This is a genomic window from Escherichia sp. MOD1-EC5950 (assembly GCF_002965345.1).
Lineage (GTDB): Bacteria > Pseudomonadota > Gammaproteobacteria > Enterobacterales > Enterobacteriaceae > Escherichia > Escherichia marmotae.
On sequence record NZ_PTSR01000013.1, the window covers coordinates 61,516 to 82,071 of the forward strand.

The 20,556-nt window shown below is 50.8% G+C and carries 17 protein-coding genes; 5 read left to right on the top strand and 12 right to left on the bottom strand.

Annotated elements, in window-relative coordinates; all coding sequences use genetic code 11:
* Positions 1 to 25: 25 nt before the first annotated feature.
* The 3 genes from cirA to yieE form a co-directional block, all read right to left on the bottom strand.
* Positions 26 to 2,017 (bottom strand): catecholate siderophore receptor CirA, encoded by a 1,992-nt coding sequence (gene cirA, locus BEA93_RS14230; protein ID WP_000489220.1) that lies wholly within the window; start codon positions 2,015 to 2,017, stop codon positions 26 to 28.
* Between the two features lie 291 nt (positions 2,018 to 2,308).
* On the bottom strand, positions 2,309 to 3,778 hold the full coding sequence (gene lysP / locus BEA93_RS14240; RefSeq protein ID WP_000253267.1) for a lysine-specific permease: 1,470 nt from the start codon (positions 3,776 to 3,778) through the stop codon (positions 2,309 to 2,311).
* A 205-nt stretch (positions 3,779 to 3,983) separates the two neighbouring features.
* Positions 3,984 to 4,865 carry a DNA-binding transcriptional regulator YeiE gene (gene yieE, locus BEA93_RS14250; RefSeq protein ID WP_000548304.1) on the bottom strand — a complete coding sequence of 294 codons (882 nt, stop codon included), beginning with the start codon at positions 4,863 to 4,865 and terminating at the stop codon, positions 3,984 to 3,986.
* Positions 4,866 to 4,963: 98 nt separating this feature from the next.
* Here yieE and BEA93_RS14255 point away from each other — a divergent pair, with 98 nt between their 5' ends.
* From BEA93_RS14255 to BEA93_RS14265, 3 genes are all read left to right on the top strand, one after another.
* Positions 4,964 to 6,013 (top strand): YeiH family protein, encoded by a 1,050-nt coding sequence (locus BEA93_RS14255; RefSeq protein WP_000182053.1) that lies wholly within the window; start codon positions 4,964 to 4,966, stop codon positions 6,011 to 6,013.
* Between the two features lie 73 nt (positions 6,014 to 6,086).
* Positions 6,087 to 6,944 carry a deoxyribonuclease IV gene (gene nfo / locus BEA93_RS14260; protein ID WP_000873880.1) on the top strand — a complete coding sequence of 286 codons (858 nt, stop codon included), beginning with the start codon at positions 6,087 to 6,089 and terminating at the stop codon, positions 6,942 to 6,944.
* A gap of 2 nt (positions 6,945 to 6,946) precedes the next feature.
* On the top strand, positions 6,947 to 8,035 hold the full coding sequence (locus BEA93_RS14265; RefSeq protein ID WP_105224900.1) for a sugar kinase: 1,089 nt from the start codon (positions 6,947 to 6,949) through the stop codon (positions 8,033 to 8,035).
* Between the two features lie 106 nt (positions 8,036 to 8,141).
* Here BEA93_RS14265 and BEA93_RS14270 read toward each other — a convergent pair whose 3' ends face one another.
* Positions 8,142 to 9,392, bottom strand: a complete 1,251-nt coding sequence (locus tag BEA93_RS14270) for a NupC/NupG family nucleoside CNT transporter (RefSeq protein ID WP_001516712.1) — start codon at positions 9,390 to 9,392, stop codon at positions 8,142 to 8,144.
* 99 nt (positions 9,393 to 9,491) lie between these two features.
* Positions 9,492 to 10,433 (bottom strand): ribosylpyrimidine nucleosidase, encoded by a 942-nt coding sequence (gene rihB, locus BEA93_RS14275; RefSeq protein WP_000415437.1) that lies wholly within the window; start codon positions 10,431 to 10,433, stop codon positions 9,492 to 9,494.
* Positions 10,434 to 10,562: 129 nt separating this feature from the next.
* Here rihB and BEA93_RS14280 point away from each other — a divergent pair, with 129 nt between their 5' ends.
* Positions 10,563 to 11,261, top strand: coding sequence for a transcriptional regulator YeiL (locus BEA93_RS14280; protein ID WP_001516714.1), 699 nt, complete (start codon positions 10,563 to 10,565; stop codon positions 11,259 to 11,261).
* A gap of 71 nt (positions 11,262 to 11,332) precedes the next feature.
* On the opposite strand, the gene BEA93_RS14285 is transcribed toward BEA93_RS14280, so the two are convergent.
* The 6 genes from BEA93_RS14285 to fruB form a co-directional block, all read right to left on the bottom strand.
* On the bottom strand, positions 11,333 to 12,583 hold the full coding sequence (locus BEA93_RS14285) for a NupC/NupG family nucleoside CNT transporter (protein ID WP_016248968.1): 1,251 nt from the start codon (positions 12,581 to 12,583) through the stop codon (positions 11,333 to 11,335).
* Positions 12,584 to 12,675: 92 nt separating this feature from the next.
* Positions 12,676 to 13,614 carry a pseudouridine-5'-phosphate glycosidase gene (gene psuG, locus BEA93_RS14290; protein WP_001516716.1) on the bottom strand — a complete coding sequence of 313 codons (939 nt, stop codon included), beginning with the start codon at positions 13,612 to 13,614 and terminating at the stop codon, positions 12,676 to 12,678.
* Entirely contained in the window at positions 13,602 to 14,543 is a 942-nt protein-coding gene (locus BEA93_RS14295; RefSeq protein ID WP_061090409.1) for a pseudouridine kinase, read from the bottom strand. Before BEA93_RS14295 ends, psuG begins: the two co-directional genes overlap by 13 nt.
* 423 nt (positions 14,544 to 14,966) lie before the next feature.
* Positions 14,967 to 16,658 (bottom strand): PTS fructose transporter subunit IIBC, encoded by a 1,692-nt coding sequence (fruA, locus tag BEA93_RS14300; RefSeq protein ID WP_001516718.1) that lies wholly within the window; start codon positions 16,656 to 16,658, stop codon positions 14,967 to 14,969.
* 16 nt (positions 16,659 to 16,674) lie between these two features.
* Positions 16,675 to 17,613, bottom strand: a complete 939-nt coding sequence (gene fruK / locus BEA93_RS14305; RefSeq protein ID WP_001516719.1) for a 1-phosphofructokinase — start codon at positions 17,611 to 17,613, stop codon at positions 16,675 to 16,677.
* Positions 17,613 to 18,743, bottom strand: a complete 1,131-nt coding sequence (gene fruB / locus BEA93_RS14310) for a fused PTS fructose transporter subunit IIA/HPr protein (RefSeq protein WP_000487268.1) — start codon at positions 18,741 to 18,743, stop codon at positions 17,613 to 17,615. The genes fruK and fruB overlap by 1 nt, the downstream gene beginning before the upstream one ends.
* A gap of 367 nt (positions 18,744 to 19,110) precedes the next feature.
* On the opposite strand from fruB, the gene setB reads away from it, so the two are divergent.
* Positions 19,111 to 20,292, top strand: coding sequence for a sugar efflux transporter SetB (gene setB / locus BEA93_RS14315; protein WP_105224901.1), 1,182 nt, complete (start codon positions 19,111 to 19,113; stop codon positions 20,290 to 20,292).
* Here the strand turns inward: setB and BEA93_RS14320 are convergent.
* Positions 20,289 to 20,543 carry a YkgJ family cysteine cluster protein gene (locus BEA93_RS14320; RefSeq protein WP_105224902.1) on the bottom strand — a complete coding sequence of 85 codons (255 nt, stop codon included), beginning with the start codon at positions 20,541 to 20,543 and terminating at the stop codon, positions 20,289 to 20,291. The two genes, setB and BEA93_RS14320, sit on opposite strands and share 4 nt — an antisense overlap.
* Between the last annotated feature and the right edge of the window lie 13 nt (positions 20,544 to 20,556).

The following is a 20,556-nucleotide window of genomic DNA, read 5'->3' on the forward strand; positions in this document are numbered from 1 at the left end:
GCCCGGTTCGCCGGGCATCTTCTCATCAGAAGCGATAATCCACCGCCATAAAGTAACGACGTCCGTCTTCGTTATAGCTGTAGTCATCACGGCTGAGATCTTTATCTGTCAGGTTCAGCACGCCCGCGCGCAGTTTGACGTCTTTGGTCACCTGCCATGCCGCACCGGTATTCCAGATCGTATAGCCACCCGGCGTTTTAGCCGTATCGCTATCGGCACGTTTCTGCCCGGTATAATGAGCAGAAACATAGAATGACCAGTCTTCCAGCACCAGTGGTTTCCAGTCCAGCGTACCGTTGGCGGTATGGAACGGCAGATCGGAAAGCGGTTTGTTTTCACCATTGCTGACATCACGACCATCGTTATAGGTGTAGTTGAGTGACAGTTTCCATTCGTCACTGAACGGGATTTTCAACTCGGTTTCCACGCCCTGAATGCGCGCTTTGTTAACGTTGTAGTAGCTGAATACCGGTACACGTCGACCATTAGCCCCGGTTTCAAAACCTACAAAGTTCTGGTAGCCCGGTGCAGCGTTGACGTCGGACGTGCGGCTGATACTGATGCGATCTTTCACATCGTTACGGAAAACAGTCACGCTGGATTCAACGCCTTCCAGCCAGCCTTCTTCCCCCATGTAGTAAAGCCCCAGCTCCCAACTTTCGCTGGTTTCTGGCTTCAGATCCGGGCTACCAACAATCTTACATGCGCCACGGCAGGAATTAGTCGTCCAGTCAGGGCTAAGTTGCAGTAAAGAAGGTGCTTTAAAAGCCGTCGCCCAGCCGCCTTTCACCGTTACGGTATCGGTGGCGTTATAGACCAGATAGGCACGCGGGCTCCAGTGATCGCCGTAGGTTTCGTGATCGTCCATACGCACGCCGGTCGTCAGCGCCAGCGGCTCGAAGATCCGCCATTCGTCTTCCACAAACAGTGCATACTGGCTGGCAGATGTTTTGGTGCTGGTGCCGCCGGTCAGGTTTACCGCATCGCTAAGTTTGTCGTGACGCCATTCACCGCCGACCGTGACAAACTGATTAATCGCCGTCAGCGGTAACGTGTATTTGCCATCAACAGTATTACTTTCTGAGGTAATCGGGCTGCTGTTACCAGGGTTTTTGTTTTCGACTTTCTCGCCATAGTATTTCAGCTCACTGGTGCCATAATCCCAGCGACCATTATGGCTGACAGAGTAGTTCTGGCGTTCCAGGCGGTTTTTGTCCAGCGAGTCGGAATCACGATCCTGACGGTCGAAACCGTAACCAGCGGTAAAATCGTGATTTTGATTCGGCGTCCAGGCAAATTCGACATTGCCATCGCGGCTGGAGAATCCTTCAATGCGCGGCGTTTCTCCGCTATCGGTGGTGGTTGAGTTCTGCGGGTCATCCTTTTCACGTTTCGCCAGGCTGCCGTAGGCTTTCATTCCCAGCACGCCGTCAATTAGTGGCCCACTGGTAAAAAACTGACCGTTGTAGGTGTCGCCGCGATCGCGATGTTCCTGAATGGTGGTATCGACCGTAACGGTTCCTGACCATTTCTGGCCAATTTTTTTGGTGATAATGTTGACCACGCCGCCGAGCGCATCAGAACCATATAACGAGGACATCGGGCCACGTACCACTTCAATACGTTCGATGGAATCAACCGGGATCCAATTCAGATCGAAGTCATTATGACGGAAGACAGCATTGCGGGAGTTCACGCGTTTACCATCGACAAGAATCAGGGTATAGCTGCTGTCCAGACCACGAATGCTGACGCCCTTGCGATTGTCCCCTTCGTTAGTCAGTTGTACGCCTGGCACTTCTTTGAGGACATCTTTCAGGTTCTGTACCGGTTTACGCTGCAAGTCTTCCTGGGTAATGACGCTGATACTGGCAGGTGCGTCTTTGAGGTTTTGTTCAACGGAAGAGGCGGTGACAACCATCGTTTCGCCATCATCATCAACCGCTAACACAGGCCATGCACAAGAAATCGCGGACAAACACAGCCCGACCCGTACGAAGGGGTTCAACCTAAACATTCCATATCTCCATGAGGTAACTACGAAAATAAAATGGGTTATCGCTCACATCTTCTTCACGTCCTCTTGCGCACGGCAGCATCGCAGTGGACTTTTTTTGTATGCAGGTGATCATCCCAGAGCGCCTGAACAGCCTCTGATTTGTCAGCCTTTTTCATTTCGCGTAACAATAATGCAAACGATAACAATTATCAATTCAATTGTTAAATTTTATATACGTATGATTTATATGGGAAATAGAATTGAAAAAGCCCTCTCAGGTGAGAGGGCTTAATAAGGAAGAGATAACGCTTATTTATTGTCGTTCTGTGGGAACTTCATTTCGCTGTAACGCACGAAGTGAGTTCCTTTAATCAACTTGTAACCAAACCAGATGGCCAGGAACAGCGGGATACCGATATACGTTGCCGCTACGCCGCCCCAGTCGATGGTATCTTTCAGGAACGCTTCGTAGTTCTGGCCCAGAGTGATAATCAGGCACAGCACAAAGGCGAAGATCGGTCCCAGCGGGAAGAAGCCCGAACGATACGGCAGGTCGTTAATATCGTGTCCCTGCAATACATAGCCGCGACGGAAACGATAGTGACTGATAGCAATCCCCAGCCAGGCGATAAAGCCGGTCATCCCGGAGGTATTCAGCAGCCACAGATACACCGTCTGGTTACCAAACATGGAGGTCAGGAAGCACAGACCGGCAATCACCGTCGTGGCATATAGCGCATTACGTGGTACACCGCCGCGCGACAGTTTAGAGAAAATACGCGGCGCTTTGCCATCGCACGCCAGGGTGTACAGCATACGGGTAGACGCGTACATACCGGAGTTACCCGCTGACAGTACTGCTGTCAGAATAACCGCGTTCATCACCGCCGCCGCAGAAAGCAGTCCTGCGTGCTGGAACACCAGCGTGAACGGGCTGACGCTGATGTCTTTCACATCATTGCGTAACAGACTTGGATCGGTGTACGGAATGATCAAGCTGATGATCAGGATCGCGAATACATAGAACAGCAGAATTCGCCAGAACACCTGACGTACCGCACGCGGAATATTTTTCCCCGGCTCTTCAGATTCACCCGCCGCAATACCAATCAGTTCGGTTCCCTGGAAGGAGAAGCCGACAATCATCGCCACACCGATCATCGCCGCAAAACCACCGGCAAACGGTGCCTCGCCTATCGTCCAGTTACTCCAGCCAGCAGGCTGTGCACCTTTGAAGATACCGAAAATCATCATCACGCCAACGGCGATAAAGATAATCACGGTCGTAACTTTGATCAGTGAGAACCAGTACTCCGCTTCACCAAAGCCTCTGACCGAAATGTAATTCAGCAGGAAGATAACGCCGAGGAACAGCGCACTCCAGATCCAACCAGGGACATCCGGGAACCACCAGCTCATTACCAACTGCGCGGCCACCAGATCAACAGCGATAGTTACCGCCCAGTTGTACCAGTAGTTCCAGCCCAGCGCGAAGCCAAAGCCCTCTTCTACATAGTTCTGACCGTAAGTCGCAAACGAACCAGAAACTGGCATATACGCCGCCAGTTCGCCAAGACTGGTCATCAGGAAGTAGACCATCAGGCCAATCAAAATATACGAGAGCAGCGCCCCGCCCGGACCTGCCTGAGAAATCGTTGCGCCAGAGGCAACAAAAAGACCCGTACCGATGGAGCCACCAATGGCAATCATCGTCAGGTGACGCGCCTTTAATTCACGGCGTAAGCCCGGCGCTTCTGTGGTTTTAGTTTCGGAAACCATACGAAAATGCTATCCATCATTAAAAATGAGGCGCGATTGTAGCAGACGATTTGCAATCCTTCCGATAGAAATGCGCTTTTATAAGAGACCTTCATGATCGCCCTGGAATTATAAGTAAAGCAGCCAATCTCTTTTCTGGCGAATACCTGACGCTGGCGCTGCGTCACGAAATCGACACAGCGCCAGCATGTTCCTGTACAGCAACTTAACGCGGTAAATTGGCAGGATTGCAGTAGTCCAGAAAGCGCATTAACGCGTTGGAAAGGTGTTTTTGCCGATGATGAATACGCCACAGCGTGCGCATCAGGCGCGGCAGCGGGACAGCAACTTCACGTAAAGAGCCAGCCTGTAATTGCTCTTCAATCACCCGTCGCGACAGGCAGCTAATCCCCAGTCCGTGACGCACAGCATGTTTGATGGCCTCGGAGTTTCCCAACTCCATCGCCATCTCAAACTTCGGCAGATGCGACAGTAACAGATAGTCGACAATCTCCCGCGTACCAGAACCGCGTTCACGCAGGATCCACGGTGCGGCAGCAAGCTGTTCTAAGGTGACCGGACCATGAGCAAGCGGCGAGGTTGGCGAAGCGAAAACCACCAGTTCGTCTTCCAGCCAGGGTTCAGAAATGATTTCAGTGCTGTGGCACGGCCCTTCAATAAAGCCAATATCAACGCGGAAATCCAGCACCGCCTGCATCACGTCCTGGCTGTTACCAACGCTAAGTTCAATCGGCAACTGCGGGTAATCATGGCGATAACGGGCGATAACAGCGGGTAAAATGTAATTGCCGATGGTGCTACTGGCATAGACACGAATCGCGCCGTTGTCTTCGCGAAACAGTTGTTCAATTTCAACAGCCTGTTCCAGCAGCGCCAGCGCGCGCGGATAAAGCAGCCGTCCGTGTTCATTAACAACCAGTCTTTTCCCCACGCGATCAAACAGTTGCACGCCAAGCTGCCCTTCCAGGTCGGTCAAGGCTGCGCTCACTGCTGATTGCGACAACGCCAGCATCACCGACGCCTGGGTGGTGGATCCACTTTTCAATACTTCTGCAAAAACTTCCAACTGTCGGAGGGTGATGTGCATAGTCGCTTACCACTTATAAAGATTAATTATAAATATATAATCAATTTTATTTTTAAACCAGTTAGACGTAACCTTATGCCCGGTTAAAGGAGAGGGTTATGACGAATATCACCTTACAGAAACAACATCGTACACTGTGGCATTTTATTCCGGGGTTAGCCCTGAGTGCAGTTATCACCGGGGTCGCCCTGTGGGGTGGTTCCATTCCCGCCGTTGCGGGTGCCGGGTTTAGTGCCCTCACCCTCGCAATCTTGTTGGGGATGGTTTTAGGCAACACCATCTATCCGCACATCTGGAAAAGCTGTGACGGTGGCGTGCTGTTTGCCAAGCAATATTTATTACGTCTGGGTATCATTCTTTATGGCTTCCGTCTGACGTTCTCGCAAATTGCCGATGTCGGTATCAGTGGGATCATCATTGACGTGCTGACGCTGTCCAGTACCTTCCTGCTGGCTTGCTTCCTGGGGCAGAAAGTGTTTGGCCTGGATAAGCACACCAGTTGGTTGATTGGTGCCGGTAGCAGTATTTGTGGTGCCGCTGCGGTACTGGCAACTGAGCCGGTAGTGAAAGCGGAAGCCAGTAAAGTAACCGTGGCTGTTGCAACCGTTGTTATCTTCGGGACCGTCGCGATTTTCCTCTACCCGGCGATATATCCGCTGATGTCTCAATGGTTTAGCCCGGAAACTTTCGGTATCTACATTGGTTCTACTGTGCACGAAGTGGCGCAGGTGGTGGCGGCAGGTCATGCCATCAGCCCGGATGCAGAAAACGCAGCAGTTATTTCCAAAATGCTGCGCGTGATGATGCTGGCTCCGTTCCTTATTCTGCTGGCTGCACGTGTTAAACAGCTATCTGGGGCGAACAGCGGCGAGAAAAGCAAAATCACCATTCCGTGGTTTGCCATCTTGTTCATCGTAGTTGCCATCTTTAACTCGTTCCACCTGTTACCGCAGAGCGTGGTGAACATGCTGGTAACGCTGGATACCTTCCTGCTGGCAATGGCGATGGCGGCGCTGGGTCTGACCACTCACGTCAGCGCGCTGAAAAAAGCCGGGGCGAAACCTCTGCTGATGGCACTGGTACTGTTTGCCTGGCTGATTGTTGGTGGTGGTGCAATTAACTATGTGATTCAAAGCGTCATCGCATAAACCACTACATCTTGCTCCTGTTAACCCGCTATGATTACCGTTTTCCTCCAGCGGGTTTAACAGGAGTCCTCGCATGAAATACATTGGAGCGCACGTTAGTGCTGCTGGCGGTCTGGCAAATGCCGCAATTCGCGCCGCCGAAATCGACGCAACCGCGTTTGCCTTGTTCACCAAAAATCAACGTCAGTGGCGTGCTGCACCGCTCACGACGCAAACCATCGATGAATTCAAAGCCGCCTGCGAAAAGTATCACTACACGTCGGCGCAAATTCTTCCCCACGACAGTTATCTGATTAACCTTGGCCATCCGGTCGCAGAAGCCCTGGAAAAGTCGCGCGATGCGTTTATAGATGAAATGCAGCGTTGCGAACAACTGGGTCTCTCTTTGCTCAACTTCCACCCCGGTAGTCACCTGATGCAAATTTCAGAAGAGGATTGCCTGGCGCGCATTGCCGAATCCATCAACATTGCGCTGGATAAAACACAAGGTGTGACGGCGGTGATTGAAAATACTGCCGGTCAGGGCAGCAACTTAGGATTTAAGTTCGAACATCTCGCGGCGATTATCGACGGCGTGGAAGATAAATCCCGCGTCGGCGTTTGCATTGATACCTGCCATGCTTTTGCTGCCGGATATGATTTGCGTACCCCTGCCGAATGCGAGAAAACGTTCGCAGATTTTGCCCGTATTGTCGGCTTTAAGTATCTGCGCGGGATGCACCTCAACGATGCGAAAAGCACCTTTGGTAGCCGCGTCGACCGCCATCACAGTCTTGGTGAAGGCAATATTGGCCATGATGCTTTCCGCTGGATCATGCAGGATGATCGCTTCGACGGTATTCCGCTGATCCTCGAAACCATTAACCCGGATATCTGGGCGGAAGAAATCGCCTGGCTGAAAGCGCAACAAACTGAAAAAGCGGTAGCCTGAAAATGAATAACCGGGAGAAGGAGATCCTTGCAATTTTGCGGCGTAACCCGCTGATCCAGCAGAATGAAATTGCTGATATGCTGCAAATCAGCCGTTCGCGCGTAGCGGCGCATATTATGGATTTAATGCGCAAAGGCCTGATTAAAGGCAAAGGTTACATTCTCACCGAGCAGGAATACTGTGTGGTGGTGGGGACAATCAATATGGATATTCGCGGGATGGCGGATATCCGTTATCCGCAAGCGGCCTCTAATCCCGGTACAATTCATTGCTCGGCTGGCGGCGTCGGGCGCAATATCGCCCACAATCTGGCACTACTGGGCCGTGACGTGCATTTACTCTCGGTGATTGGCGATGACTTTTATGGCGAAATGCTCTTAGAAGAGACGCGCCGTGCCGGAGTGAATGTCTCAGGCTGCGTTCGTTTACACGGTCAAAGTACGTCAACGTATCTCGCGATTGCCAATCAAGACGATGAAACCGTGCTGGCGATAAACGATACCCATCTTCTGGAGCAATTGACGCCGCAATTACTGAACGGGTCGCGTGATTTACTTCGCCATGCGGGCGTGGTACTGGCTGATTGTAACCTGACTGCTGAGGCGCTGGAGTGGGTCTTTACCCTTGCCGATGAAATTCCGGTGTTTGTCGATACCGTTTCGGAATTTAAAGCAGGAAAAATCAAACACTGGCTGGCACATATTCACACCCTGAAACCGACTTTGCAGGAACTGGAAATTTTATGGGGACAGGCGATCACCAGCGATGCTGACCGTAATGCCGCAGTGAATGCGTTGCATCAGCAAGGTGTTCAGAAACTGTTTGTTTATTTGCCCGATGAGTCAGTTTATTGCAGCGAAAAGGATGGCGAGCAATTTTTACTGACTGCACCAAAACATACGACGGTAGACAGTTTTGGCGCCGACGATGGTTTTATGGCGGGACTGGTGTATAGCTTTCTGGAAGGAAGCAGTTTTCGCGATAGCGCCCGTTTTGCGATGGCCTGCGCGGCAATTTCGCGCGCCAGCGGCAGCATAAACAACCCTACTCTGTCTGCCGATAACGCGCTTTCATTAGTGCCAATGGTGTAACAATGTTGCCGGATGCGACGCTTGACGCGTCTTATCCGGCCTACAAATCAGGCAATTTCAGCAAGTAAATGTAGGCCTGATAAGCTTGCGCATCAGGCAATGACACTCAAGCTAAACCAATAAAGAACCCGGCAATGGTCGCACTCATCAGGTTGGAGAGCGTCGCCGCCGCCAGCGCCCGTAAACCAAGTTGGGCGATTTCCGGCGCACGATGCGGCGCAACCGCAGAAAATGCCCCAACCACCACGCCGATAGAACCAAAGTTAGCGAAACCGCACAGCGCAAAAGAAATAATCGCTACGGTTTTAGCATCCAGAGTGCCTGCGGTTTGCAAATACGGTGAGAAACTCAGATAAGCGACAAATTCGTTAATCGCCAGTTTCTGCCCAATCAAACTTCCCGCAAGGTTGGCATCACTCCAGTCAACCCCCATCACCCACGCCAGCGGAGCCAGCAGGTAACCTAAAATGGACTCCAGCGAGGCATTTTCAAAACCAAACCAACCGCTAACACCGCCGATAATACCGTTAATCAACGCAATGATGGCGACAAATGCCATCACCACAGTCGCTACACCTGCGGCGATTTTCAGCCCGGTCATTGCCCCTGTAGCAGCGGCTTCAATAATGCTTTTTGGCGGTGTTTCGGTGAAAGAGAGGTTATTAAAGGAAACTTGTGAAGATTCCGTAGCCGGGCTTAACAAGCGAGCAAACAAGATCCCGCCGGGGATCGCCATTAACGATGCCGCCAGCAGATATTCCACTGGCACGCCCAGTGCAGCGTACCCAATCATCGTCGAACCGGCAATTGAGGCCATGCCACTACAAATCGCCGTAAATAATTCATTGCGATTCAGACGATCAATAAATGGCTTCACGATCGCCGGAATTTCGTTTTGCCCGAGGAAAATGGTGGTGACAGCAACAAATGACTCAATCTTGCTGATATGTAAAGCTTTCTGGAATATACCGCCAAGAATACGAATTAAGATCCCCATCACGCCAATGTAGTAAAGAATACTCACCAGTGCAGTAACGAAGATAATTGCCGGTAATACCCTGAAACCAAAGATAAATCCTGCGCCATCAAACAGGGTGTCCATTTTCGGCCCAACCAGAGAACCGAAGATGAAGGCACTACCCGCATCGCTGTACGCCATCACTTTATGGACACCAAAAGCGACCTTTTCTGCAACCCAACGTCCAGGCGGAAGCCAAAGCATAATACCGCCAATCACAACCTGTAATACCAGCGCCGCGCCGACGGTTCTCAGGCTGATCTTCTTCTTATTCACCGACAGCAAAAACGCAATCGTCAGCAATACCACCATTCCCAGAACACTTCTCATGACATCCATAGTTATTATCTCTTCATGTCATTTTGGGCGACGGCTTTCTGCCCATTATAAATAGCCGGGCTTGCACCTTGCGATACAGGCCCGACTTGCTATCAACACTTAATGGGTTTTGATGTAGCCGCGAACGCATTCTTCGACTAATCCCCAGAACCAGTCGGTATCAATTGTGATGCCGACTTTGGTATTAGCGGGCTTGCCGAGAACACCCAGTTCGTCGCAGACGGTACGCCCGTAACAAGGGCCGCTGTTGACGTCTACTTCGACATACATTTCCTGGGTTTTAATGCCATCAGGGTTAATCAGATAGCCAATGCAGGTGGCGTCATGCACCGGGCCACCAGCCAGACCATAATTTTCGAACTGAGTTTTGAGGGTGAAATTCATGATGTCACTGAACAGTTCACCGGCAGGGCCACCTGCCCTTTCCATCCGCGCAATCACATCCGGGGTGCAAACGGTCTGGTTAGTGAGATCGAGGCCCATCATCACCAACGGAACGCCGGAGGTGAACACTACGCGTGCGGCTTCCGGATCAGCAAAGATGTTGAACTCGGCAGACGGCGTAAAGTTACCTGTACCGTAAGCGCCGCCCATTAGCACAATTTCACGGATTTTCGGCAGAATTGCAGGCTGCATCCGCATTGCCACCGCGATGTTTGAAAGTGGACCAACCGGCACCAGAGTGATATCGCCATCGCTTGCCATCAGGGTATCGATGATGTATTTCACCGCATGGGTGCTTTCAGCTTTACGGGTCAGCGGCTCGAATACCGGGCCATCCAGTCCGGTTTCACCGTGAATATTATCGGCAACGATTTGTTTGCGCATAATCGGCTGCGGCATCCCCGCATAAACCGGAACATTAATCTCCAGTTTCTGACAAACATTCAGACCATTAATTAATGTCTTATTGAGGGTTTGATTACCGGCCACAATGGTAATACCTAATAAATCAATCGCCGGATGTTTCGCTGCCATCATTATTGCAATAGCGTCATCATGACCCGGATCACAATCCAGGATAATTTTTCTTTTTTCCATTGTTTATTCCCTCTGTTTCAAGTTGCGTTATTTTTTCTACAGCAAAGAAAATTCAATCGGGCCGATAATTGAATCTTAACAACAGCGTACGTATGCTAAATATGAGAAATCTCATAGCGGGTAAACATCGTGAAAGAAATCCACAATAATGATCTTAAGCAGCAATTAATTGACGAATCCGCATTTAAGGTGTGCTTTGCAACGGATGTTTCAGTGGACACGCGGCTGTTTCATTTTTTAGCGCGTGACTACATTGTGCAGGAAGGACAACAGCCGTCATGGCTGTTTTACCTGACGCGAGGCCGCGCCAGACTCTACGCCACGCTTGCTAATGGTCGGGTGTCGCTGATCGATTTCTTTGCCGCACCCTGTTTTATTGGCGAGATTGAGTTAATCGATAAAGACCATAAACCGCGCGCGGTGCAGGCTATTGAAGAGTGTTGGTGTATTGCGCTTCCCATGAAAAATTACCGTCCGCTGTTATTAAACGACACACTATTTTTACGAAAACTCTGCGTCAGCTTAAGCCATAAAAATTATCGCAATATTGTTTCTTTAACGCAGAATCAATCATTTCCGTTAGTGAATCGCCTGGCCGCATTTATATTACTCTCGCAGGAAGGTGATCTTTATCACGAAAAGCATACCCAGGCGGCAGAGTATCTGGGTGTTTCTTATCGACACCTGTTATATGTTCTCGCACAATTCATTCACGATGGTTTATTAATTAAAAATAAGAAAGGATATTTAATTAAAAACAGAAAGCAGTTGTTAGAGCTGGCGCGGGAGATGGACCCGGAGAATAAACTCTCCGGGATGATGCAGTAAAAATTATTTGAATGCTGCGTGATTGCCGGATGCGACGCTTGATGCGTATTATCCGGCCTACGAATCGAGCATTACGCCAGACCAATAAAGAACCCGGCAATTGTCGCACTCATCAGGTTGGAGAGCGTCGCGGCTGCCAGCGCCCGTAAACCAAGCTGAGCGATTTCGGGCGCACGTTTTGGCGAAATAGCCGAGAACGCCCCAACGACAACACCGATAGAGCCGAAGTTAGCAAAACCACAAAGCGCAAAGGAGATAATCGCCACGGTCTTCACGTCCAGCGTGCCGCCCGTTTGCAGATAGGGCGAGAAACTCAGGTAAGCGACAAATTCATTAATCGCCAGTTTCTGCCCAATCAAACTCCCCGCAAGGTTGGCATCACTCCAGTCAACCCCCATGATCCACGCCAGCGGTGCCAGCACATAGCCAAAAATACTTTCCAGAGAGGCATTGGCAAAACCAAACCAGCCGCCAATACCGCCGATAATGCCATTGATCAGCGCAATAATTGCGACAAATGCCATTACTACCGTCGCCACACCTGCGGCGATTTTCAACCCGGTCATCGCACCGTTCGCCGCCGCTTCGATAAAGCTTTTTGGCGGCGTCTCGCTGAATGACAGGTTTTCAAATGTCACCTGCGAAGATTCCGTCGCCGGGCTAAGAATACGCGCAAACAAGATCCCGCCAGGGATAGCCATCAGCGATGCTGCTAACAGATAGTCAATCGGCACGCCCATCCCGGCATAACCAATCATCATCGAACCGGCAATAGATGCCATGCCGCTACAAATTGCGGTAAACAACTCGTTGCGATTCATGCGATCAATAAACGGTTTAACGATCGCCGGGATCTCATTTTGCCCGAGGAAAATAGTGGTAACCGCAACAAAAGATTCGATTTTGCTGATGTTGAGGGCTTTCTGAAAAATACTGCCAAGAATGCGGATCAGCAGTCCCATCACACCAATGTAGTACAGCAAACTGATGAGTGCGGTAACGAAAATAATCGCCGGAAGTACGCGAAAGGCGAAAATAAAGCCTGCGCCATCAAACAGGACATCCATTTTCGGCCCCACCAGCGAGCCAAAAATGAAGGCGCTGCCGGCGTCACTGTAGGACATGACTTTATGTACGCCTAACGCCGCCTGCTCTACCGCCCATTTTCCCGGCGGAAAATAGAGCATAACGCCGCCAATGGCGATTTGCAGCAGCAGCGCGGCACCTACGGTGCGTAAACTGATGCTTTTTTTATTCACTGACAACAAAAACGCGATTGCCAGCAATACCACCATCCCCACAACACTTCTCATTATATCCATAATGATTTCCCTTCATGCCAGTAAACCCGGCGTCAACGCCAGGTTTCGGTATGTATGATAAGTACGGGCGACGGCTTTCTGCCCGTCAGAAATTAACCCACGAGACGTTGATATTCTTTGGCAATTTCGCTCGCCAGAATGGCATTGTTAAACACCAACTGGATGTTAGATTTCAGGCTATCGCCGCCGGTCAGTTCAGCAACTCGCGCCAGCAGGAACGGCGTACTCTCTTTACCGATTACACCTTGCTCTTCAGCTTCGGCAACGGCCTGATCAATTGCAGCGTTAATACTTTCTTCCGGCATCGCAAACTGTTCCGGGATCGGGTTCGCCACCACCAGGCCACCGTTCAAACCACTTTGCCATTTCACCGCCATCGCACGGGCAATTTCGCTGGCGCTGTCGAGACGGATGCTGACCTCAAACGGACTGGTGCGGCAGAAAAATGCCGGTAATGCTTTGGTCTGATAACCAATTAACGGCACACCGAAGGTTTCTAAATATTCGGTGGTTAAACCTAAATCGAGAATAGATTTCGCTCCGGCACAAACCACGGTAACATTGGTATGCGCCAATTCCTGTAAATCGGCAGAAATATCGAATGTCTGTTCCGCGCCACGATGTACCCCACCAATACCGCCGGTGGCAAATACCTTAATTCCGGCAAGCGCCGCAATAATCATGGTTGAAGCAACAGTAGTAGCGCCATTTTTTCCGGCCGCAACAACAAAAGGTAAATCGCGACGGCTAACTTTGGTTACGTTATGTCCTTCACGCCCCAGTAATTCAATTTCTTCTTTGCTTAAGCCTACTTTCATCACACCGCCAATAATAGCGATAGTGGCTGGTACGGCTCCCTGTTGACGAATAGTTTCTTCTACTTCAATTGCAGTCTGGGCATTTTGTGGAAACGGCATACCGTGAGAAATAATGGTCGACTCCAGCGCCACAACCGGTTTTTTGTTTTTTAAAGCATCCTGCACTTCCGGGGAAATCTGTAATAACTCCGGGGAAATTTTTAATTCAGACATTCTGCGTTCTCCACTAACGATATAACGTTGGCAACCGATAAATCAGGGTTATTGGTGTATTCACAGGAGAGCGCCATTGACGAACATCCCTGTGCAAAACGAACGGATTCGGCAAACGGCATCCCGTCTACCCAGCACGAAGCAAGTCCCGCCATCATGGCATCGCCCGCTCCGGTAACATTGACGACATTGGTTTTAATCGGCGCAGACCAGCCGCTTTCACCGCGGATTTCGCTGTAATAAACACCGTCACCGCCCATGCTCAGAACCAGTCGGTTCAGGCCATTTTGATGGAACCAGGCGGCAACTTTCGCCACATCTTCACGCCCCGAAAGGGCAATACCGCTCAGGGTTTCCGCTTCCAGACGGTTTGGCTTCAGTGTATGGATCTGCTTTAACCGTTCGCGTACTTTGACGCATTTCCATGCTGAAACAGGATCGACAAATACAGGTGCGTCGGCGGCGTTATCCAGGAGCCAGATCAGCGCCTCTTCACTGATATTACAGTCTGCGACAATGACCTTTGCCCCTTGAATAAAATCACGGTGCTGTGAGAGGAACTCCGCTGAAATACAGTTGCTAATATTCATATCATTTATAGCAACCAGCATTTCGCCGGTATTATCGAGTAGAGATAAATAACTTGAGGTATTTTCCCCTGGCACAATAAGGCATTTATCGACATAAACACCGGACTGATTAGTTTGTGTCAGGAGCGATTGACCATAAAAATCACTTCCTACGGCGCTCAGTAGCCAGGATTTTTTCCCCAGCAACGCCAGGTTTTGTGAAATATTGCGCCCTACGCCACCGGGGGTAAATTTTATTTTCCCAGGATTTGAATCCGCATAATTTAATGATCCATGTGAATATCCGGCGACATCAATATTAGCCGAACCTATAATTACGACATATTCCTTTTCGCGCATAGCACGTCCTCTGGTAAAAAATTACCAACCCTGTCAATCCACAAGAATATAGGTACTGCAAAGACCGTTTAAACATATGTTCATATTTAAACATGTGCTCATAGTATGCTTGTTTTACTTAAAGTAAATTACTGCCAGAGGGGCAAAATGAGCAGATTTGAGCAGGCTCACAAAACTCTATTATTGGCGGTTTTAGAAAAAGCGAAGAAATTGTGAAGTAATGCACAGAACTGAAACAATAAAAAAGGGCAGAAATTAATCTGCCCTTGAGAAAATGACGTTGCTGTTTGATGAGAGGTTCAGGTTTCTATTTGAAGTAAAAACCATTTAAATTCATAGAATTAATTTCAAACACTTTTCACTTATCTTGCGGTCATCAACGGATACAGGGCAGAAAATTCCTGCCCTGCAGTTCACGTTTTATTATGCTGTTTTCGCTACAGCGTCCACTTCCGGACGTTTCAGGAAAGCATAGGCCAAACCTGCCACCAGCGTACCGGCAATGATTGCCACCAGGTATCCCAGAACCGGCGTAATTGCGCCAGGGATCAGCAGAACAAACAGACCACCGTGCGGTGCCATCAGTTTCGCACCAATCGCCATAGAGATTGCACCAGTCAGCGCCCCACCAACGATACAGCACGGCAGTACTCGCATCGGATCGCGGGCGGCAAACGGAATTGCACCTTCAGAAATAAAGCACAGTCCCAGAACCAGAGCCGCTTTACCGCCTTCCTGCTGCGCTTTGTCGAATTTGCGACGTGCCACCATCGTAGCCAGCCCCATTGCCAGCGGTGGCACCATACCTGCCGCCATAATCGCCGCCATCGGGCCATAGGTTTGAGTACTCAGCAGACCCACACCAAACGCGTACGCCGCTTTGTTTACCGGACCGCCCATGTCAGTACACATCATTCCACCGAGGATTGCACCCAGCAGAACCGCATTCGCAGTCCCCATAGTTTGCAGCCAGTGGGTCAGGCCTTCGAGGATGCCAGCAACCGGTTTACCGATCAGGTAGATCATCGCCAGACCCACCACCAGACTGGAAACTAGCGGAATGATCAGAATCGGTTTTAGCGCCTCCATACTCTGTGGCAGTTTCAGTTGCGTACTGATTAACTTCGCAATGTAACCGGCCAGGAAACCCGCAATAATACCGCCAATGAAGCCAGAACCGGTGCTGACCGCCAGCATACCGCCAATCAGACCCGGAGTAAGCCCCGGACGATCGGCAATAGAGAAGGCAATATAACCCGCCAGTACCGGAACCATCAGCGCAAAAGCTGAACCGCCGCCAATCTGCATCAGCGCCGCAGCAAGCGTCCCTTGCTCTTTAAATGCTTCAATACCAAAAGCAAAAGAAAGCGCGATACACAGACCGCCAGCAACCACCATCGGCAACATGTAAGAAACGCCCGTCAACAGGTGACGATACGCGCCTGCACTCTCTTTCTTAGCTTCAGAGCTTGCCGTTTGGGCTTTACCTGCTGGCTCGTAAGGCGTCGCTTCAGCAACCGCTTTATCCAGCTCCTGCGCCGTTTTCTTCAGCGCCAGTCCGGTAGAAGTGCGGTACATGGGTTTACCGGCAAATTTTGCCAGATCGACTTCAATGTCTGCCGCCACAATCACCAAATCCGCTGCCGCCACTTCTTCAGGCGTGATGGCATTCCCCGCACCAACAGAGCCACGGGTTTCAACTTTCACCCACCAACCGCGTTTTTTCGCTTCAGTTTCAATAGCTTCAGCCGCCATAAAGGTGTGTGCCACGCCGGTTGGGCAAGCAGTAACCGCAACCACGCGTTTCGGGCCGCTGGCTGCAACCGGTGCTGTAGCAGCTACCGGCGCAGTGTAAGGTTTCGCATGGCCTTTGGCTTCGCTCAGGAACAGCTCCGGATGCGCGACGGCCCGGGAAATATCGCCCAGCCAGACATTTTTACCGTTCAGCGCGCTATCGTTCGGGATGGAATCACCAAGAACAATCGCCATTTCAGCGTCGTTAGGATTATCGATGATTTCCAGTTTTGCTTTTCGCGCCGCCGCGCCCAGCAGGGTCTTCGCCATATAGGCGCGTGCCTGACCGAGATTAGCGTCAATAATCAGCAGCGTTTTCATTATGCCTCTCCTGCTGTCAGTTAAAAGGTTGTAAGTCGACGCGCGCCATCATTGCGGCCAACTGCGGACGATCGGTAATACCTACATTACTTTGACTTACCGCCAGGGCTGCAACAGCCGTCGCCAGACGCAGTGTGTGTTCACTGGATTCACGCATTAGCAAGCCATAAATCAGGCCACCAACCATAGAATCCCCTGCGCCAACGGTGCTTACGACATCGACTGCCGGTGGTTTGGCGATCCATTCGCCGGAGGCATTAACCCAAAGCGCGCCTTCGGCACCCAGTGAAATTACAACATGCGCGATACCTTGTTCACGTAGCGCATGTGCAGCTTCAATGACATCTTTCATTTCAGGCAGTTTACGACCCGCCCAGATTTCCAACTCACGGCGGTTAGGTTTCACCAGCCATGGTGCCGCTTTCAAACCAGCCACTAACGCTTCACGGCTACTATCAAAGATAATGCAAGGACACTGACTACGCAGGCGAGTCATCCAGTCGGTGAATGCTTCCGGGCTGACACCTGACGGTAAACTACCGCTGACACAGACCATATCGAACTGACCAAGCCAGCTTAAAGAATCCGTCACAAAGCGTTCCCAGTCGGCTGGAGTAACTTCGAAACCAGAGAAGTTGAGATCGGTGACTTCACCGTCTTTTTCTGTCAGCTTGACGTTAATGCGGGTACGCCCCTGGACAACCTGGAAACGGTTGGCAATGCCCAGCTCGCTGAACAGTTGCTGAAAACCGTCCTGATTGTCTTTGCCGAGGAAACCGCCAACGGTGACATCAATCCCCAGGTCTTTTAAAACTTTGGCCACGTTGATGCCTTTACCCGCTGCATGCAGACCGGTGGTTTTCACCAGGTTCACTTCGCCGCGTTCAATTTCCGGGCAGAAACCGACAAGGTCATAGGCCGGATTGAGGGTGATCGTAGCAACACGTCTGCTCATTACGCGCCCTCCCCAAGACCGGCGGCGATGGCGTCGCCAATGGCTTTCAGCGCCTGTTCAGCATCTGCTCCCTGGGCGGTAAAGCGTAGGCGATGACCTTTCTTAACGCCAAGTGCTACAACTTTCATTAGACTACGTCCATTTGCCGGTTTGCCGGTGCCATCAAGGTTTGTCACGGTAATATCACTGTTAAATTGTTTAATGGTATTGACCAGCATGGTGCCTGGGCGGGCATGCAGGCCGTGTTCATTGCGCACCACAAACTCTGCGCTTAACACGTCGTCGGTCGGCACATCATCGCTGGTCAGCAGCGCCAGCAACGTTGCTGCATCAGCTTTCAACAGACGTTCAGCCTTATTGTCGATCAGCAGGTCGCTCAGACGCTTAAGTACCGCGACTGGCTGATCGTCATTCATCGCCACACTCACCAGCATGGCTGCCGTTTCGCCTTCAACATCAAAAGCATTTGCCGCACGGCTTACCGCAATAGCGCTGCGCAGGTTGCCTTCGGCACTATCGTTCAGCCAGATCCCCTGCCCGAGGTTCAACGGCTGTTCATTGATGGCTTTGGTAACAAAAGCGGTATCAACCGCGCCCGCTTCTTTCAGACGAGCAGCATTCAGCGCCTGAAGAGTCAGCAAATCGCTGGCGACGATATCCAGCGTCAGCATTTCGTTATCAAGCTTCAACTGTTCACTCTGCTTTTCGCCCATCAGCAGTGCGCGCAGTTCTTCTGCAGTGGTGGCTGATTTCAGTTGTTCAGCAACGGAATCATCGCTCAGGACGTGCGTCAGTTGACGCAACAGCCCCAGATGTTCATCCGAGCTGGCGGCAATACCGATAGCAACATACGCCACCTGACCTTCGCCCCATGTCACGCCTTCCGGGAACTGAAACACCTGAACGCCGGTTTTCAGTACCTGATCGCGGGTGTCGGTGGTGCCGTGTGGAATAGCAATACCATTGCCGAGGAACGTTGAGGTTTGCTGTTCGCGCGCCAGCATGCCATTGACGTAACCTTCAGCGACATTACCGGCCTGCACCAGCGCCGCAGCGACCTGGCGAATCGCCTCTTCTTTGTCTCCGGCCTTTTCGCCCGGATGGATGTCCTGTACGGATAACTGGAACATAGTTCTCCTCTCTTGCTGAATTGAAACGATTCAGCTTCTATGAGAAAAAAAGCGCTAACCTGGCTTAGGGTTAAAGACAAGATCGCGCTGAAACGTTTCAAGAAAGCATAATACTTCTGTTTCAGCACGCAAGGGATGGCGCTAAATTATGTACAAAAGTTTGATGTGCTGCACATTTTTTTGCCGATAATCTGAATCGCTGATGGCGAAATTTGTTATCAACATGATCATTTCAGCAGCGTCAGCAAAGGTTCAACAAGAGTGAAATAGCATTTTGATTATTCATGGCGAGTTTGATTTCACTGACTGTTTATTTTCTGACAAGCGGCGTAAACTCCGCGTCTTCATCTTTCAGTGATCGACCAGCATGCATAATTCCCCCGCAGTCTCCAGCGCGAAATCGTTTGACCTGACATCAACGGCATTCTTAATTGTTGCCTTTCTCACCGGCATTGCAGGCGCTCTGCAAACCCCAACGCTCAGTATTTTTCTTACCGATGAGGTACACGCCCGCCCGGCAATGGTGGGATTCTTCTTTACTGGCAGCGCCGTCATCGGGATTCTGGTCAGCCAGTTTCTCGCCGGGCGCTCCGATAAGCGCGGCGATCGTAAATCACTGATTGTCTTTTGCTGCCTGTTAGGCGTGCTGGCCTGCACCCTTTTCGCCTGGAATCGCAACTACTTCATCCTGTTGTTTGTCGGCGTTTTTCTTAGCAGCTTTGGCTCTACCGCCAACCCGCAGATGTTTGCTCTTGCCCGTGAACATGCCGATAAAACCGGGCGTGAAGCAGTGATGTTCAGCTCTTTTTGGCGCGCCCAGGTTTCACTGGCATGGGTCATCGGCCCGCCGCTGGCTTATGCCTTAGCGATGGGTTTCAGCTTTACGGTGATGTATCTCAGCGCGGCGGTAGCGTTTATTGTTTGCGGCGTGATGGTGTGGCTGTTTTTACCGTCGATGCAAAAAGAGGTTCCGCTGGCGACCGGCACGGTTGAAGCACCGCGGCGTAACCGTCGCGATACGCTATTGCTGTTTGTCATTTGTACGTTGATGTGGGGTTCAAATAGCCTGTACATCATCAACATGCCGCTATTTATTATTAACGAACTACATCTTCCAGAAAAACTGGCGGGTGTGATGATGGGGACCGCCGCCGGGCTGGAAATCCCGACGATGTTAATTGCCGGTTATTTTGCCAAACGTCTGGGTAAGCGGTTCTTGATGCGCGTAGCAGCCGTGGGTGGCATCTGTTTTTACGCAGGTATGCTGATGGCACATTCACCTGTCATTCTATTGGGCTTACAGATGCTGAATGCTATTTTTATCGGTATTCTTGGCGGTATTGGGATGCTCTATTTTCAGGATCTGATGCCCGGCCAGGCGGGTTCAGCAACCACGCTCTATACCAATACATCACGTGTGGGCTGGATTATCGCCGGTTCAGTAGCCGGAATAGTCGCAGAGATCTGGAATTATCATGCAGTGTTCTGGTTTGCGATGGTGATGATTATCGCCACCCTGTTCTGCTTACTGCGGATTAAAGATGTTTAAGGCGCGGTCAGTATTTCCAGCTCGATAAGCCAGGTCATTGCCTGCTGACGCGTGTTGCCGCACATTTCTGCACTGGCTTGTAAGCCTGCGCAGACTCTCGGGCGCAGTGGCGAGGTAAAAATTTTACAGCGTTGCTGTTCATCGAGCTGAATGCAGGGTGTATTGGCGGGCTTGCCATCTGGCATACCCGGAATAGGGCTGGAGATTGAGGGGGCGGTACAACACGCCCCGCAACCCGGACGGCATTCCATACATTGTTCTCTT

Coding starts and splice junctions, on each gene's coding strand:
- cirA (WP_000489220.1), bottom strand. CDS start 2,017: ATGTTTAGGTTGAACCCCTTCGTACGGGTCGGGCTGTGTTTGTCCGCG.
- lysP (WP_000253267.1), bottom strand. CDS start 3,778: ATGGTTTCCGAAACTAAAACCACAGAAGCGCCGGGCTTACGCCGTGAA.
- yieE (WP_000548304.1), bottom strand. CDS start 4,865: ATGCACATCACCCTCCGACAGTTGGAAGTTTTTGCAGAAGTATTGAAA.
- BEA93_RS14255 (WP_000182053.1), top strand. CDS start 4,964: ATGACGAATATCACCTTACAGAAACAACATCGTACACTGTGGCATTTT.
- nfo (WP_000873880.1), top strand. CDS start 6,087: ATGAAATACATTGGAGCGCACGTTAGTGCTGCTGGCGGTCTGGCAAAT.
- BEA93_RS14265 (WP_105224900.1), top strand. CDS start 6,947: ATGAATAACCGGGAGAAGGAGATCCTTGCAATTTTGCGGCGTAACCCG.
- BEA93_RS14270 (WP_001516712.1), bottom strand. CDS start 9,392: ATGGATGTCATGAGAAGTGTTCTGGGAATGGTGGTATTGCTGACGATT.
- rihB (WP_000415437.1), bottom strand. CDS start 10,433: ATGGAAAAAAGAAAAATTATCCTGGATTGTGATCCGGGTCATGATGAC.
- BEA93_RS14285 (WP_016248968.1), bottom strand. CDS start 12,583: ATGGATATAATGAGAAGTGTTGTGGGGATGGTGGTATTGCTGGCAATC.
- psuG (WP_001516716.1), bottom strand. CDS start 13,614: ATGTCTGAATTAAAAATTTCCCCGGAGTTATTACAGATTTCCCCGGAA.
- BEA93_RS14295 (WP_061090409.1), bottom strand. CDS start 14,543: ATGCGCGAAAAGGAATATGTCGTAATTATAGGTTCGGCTAATATTGAT.
- fruA (WP_001516718.1), bottom strand. CDS start 16,658: ATGAAAACGCTGCTGATTATTGACGCTAATCTCGGTCAGGCACGCGCC.
- fruK (WP_001516719.1), bottom strand. CDS start 17,613: ATGAGCAGACGTGTTGCTACGATCACCCTCAATCCGGCCTATGACCTT.
- fruB (WP_000487268.1), bottom strand. CDS start 18,743: ATGTTCCAGTTATCCGTACAGGACATCCATCCGGGCGAAAAGGCCGGA.
- setB (WP_105224901.1), top strand. CDS start 19,111: ATGCATAATTCCCCCGCAGTCTCCAGCGCGAAATCGTTTGACCTGACA.
- BEA93_RS14320 (WP_105224902.1), bottom strand. CDS start 20,543: ATGGAATGCCGTCCGGGTTGCGGGGCGTGTTGTACCGCCCCCTCAATC.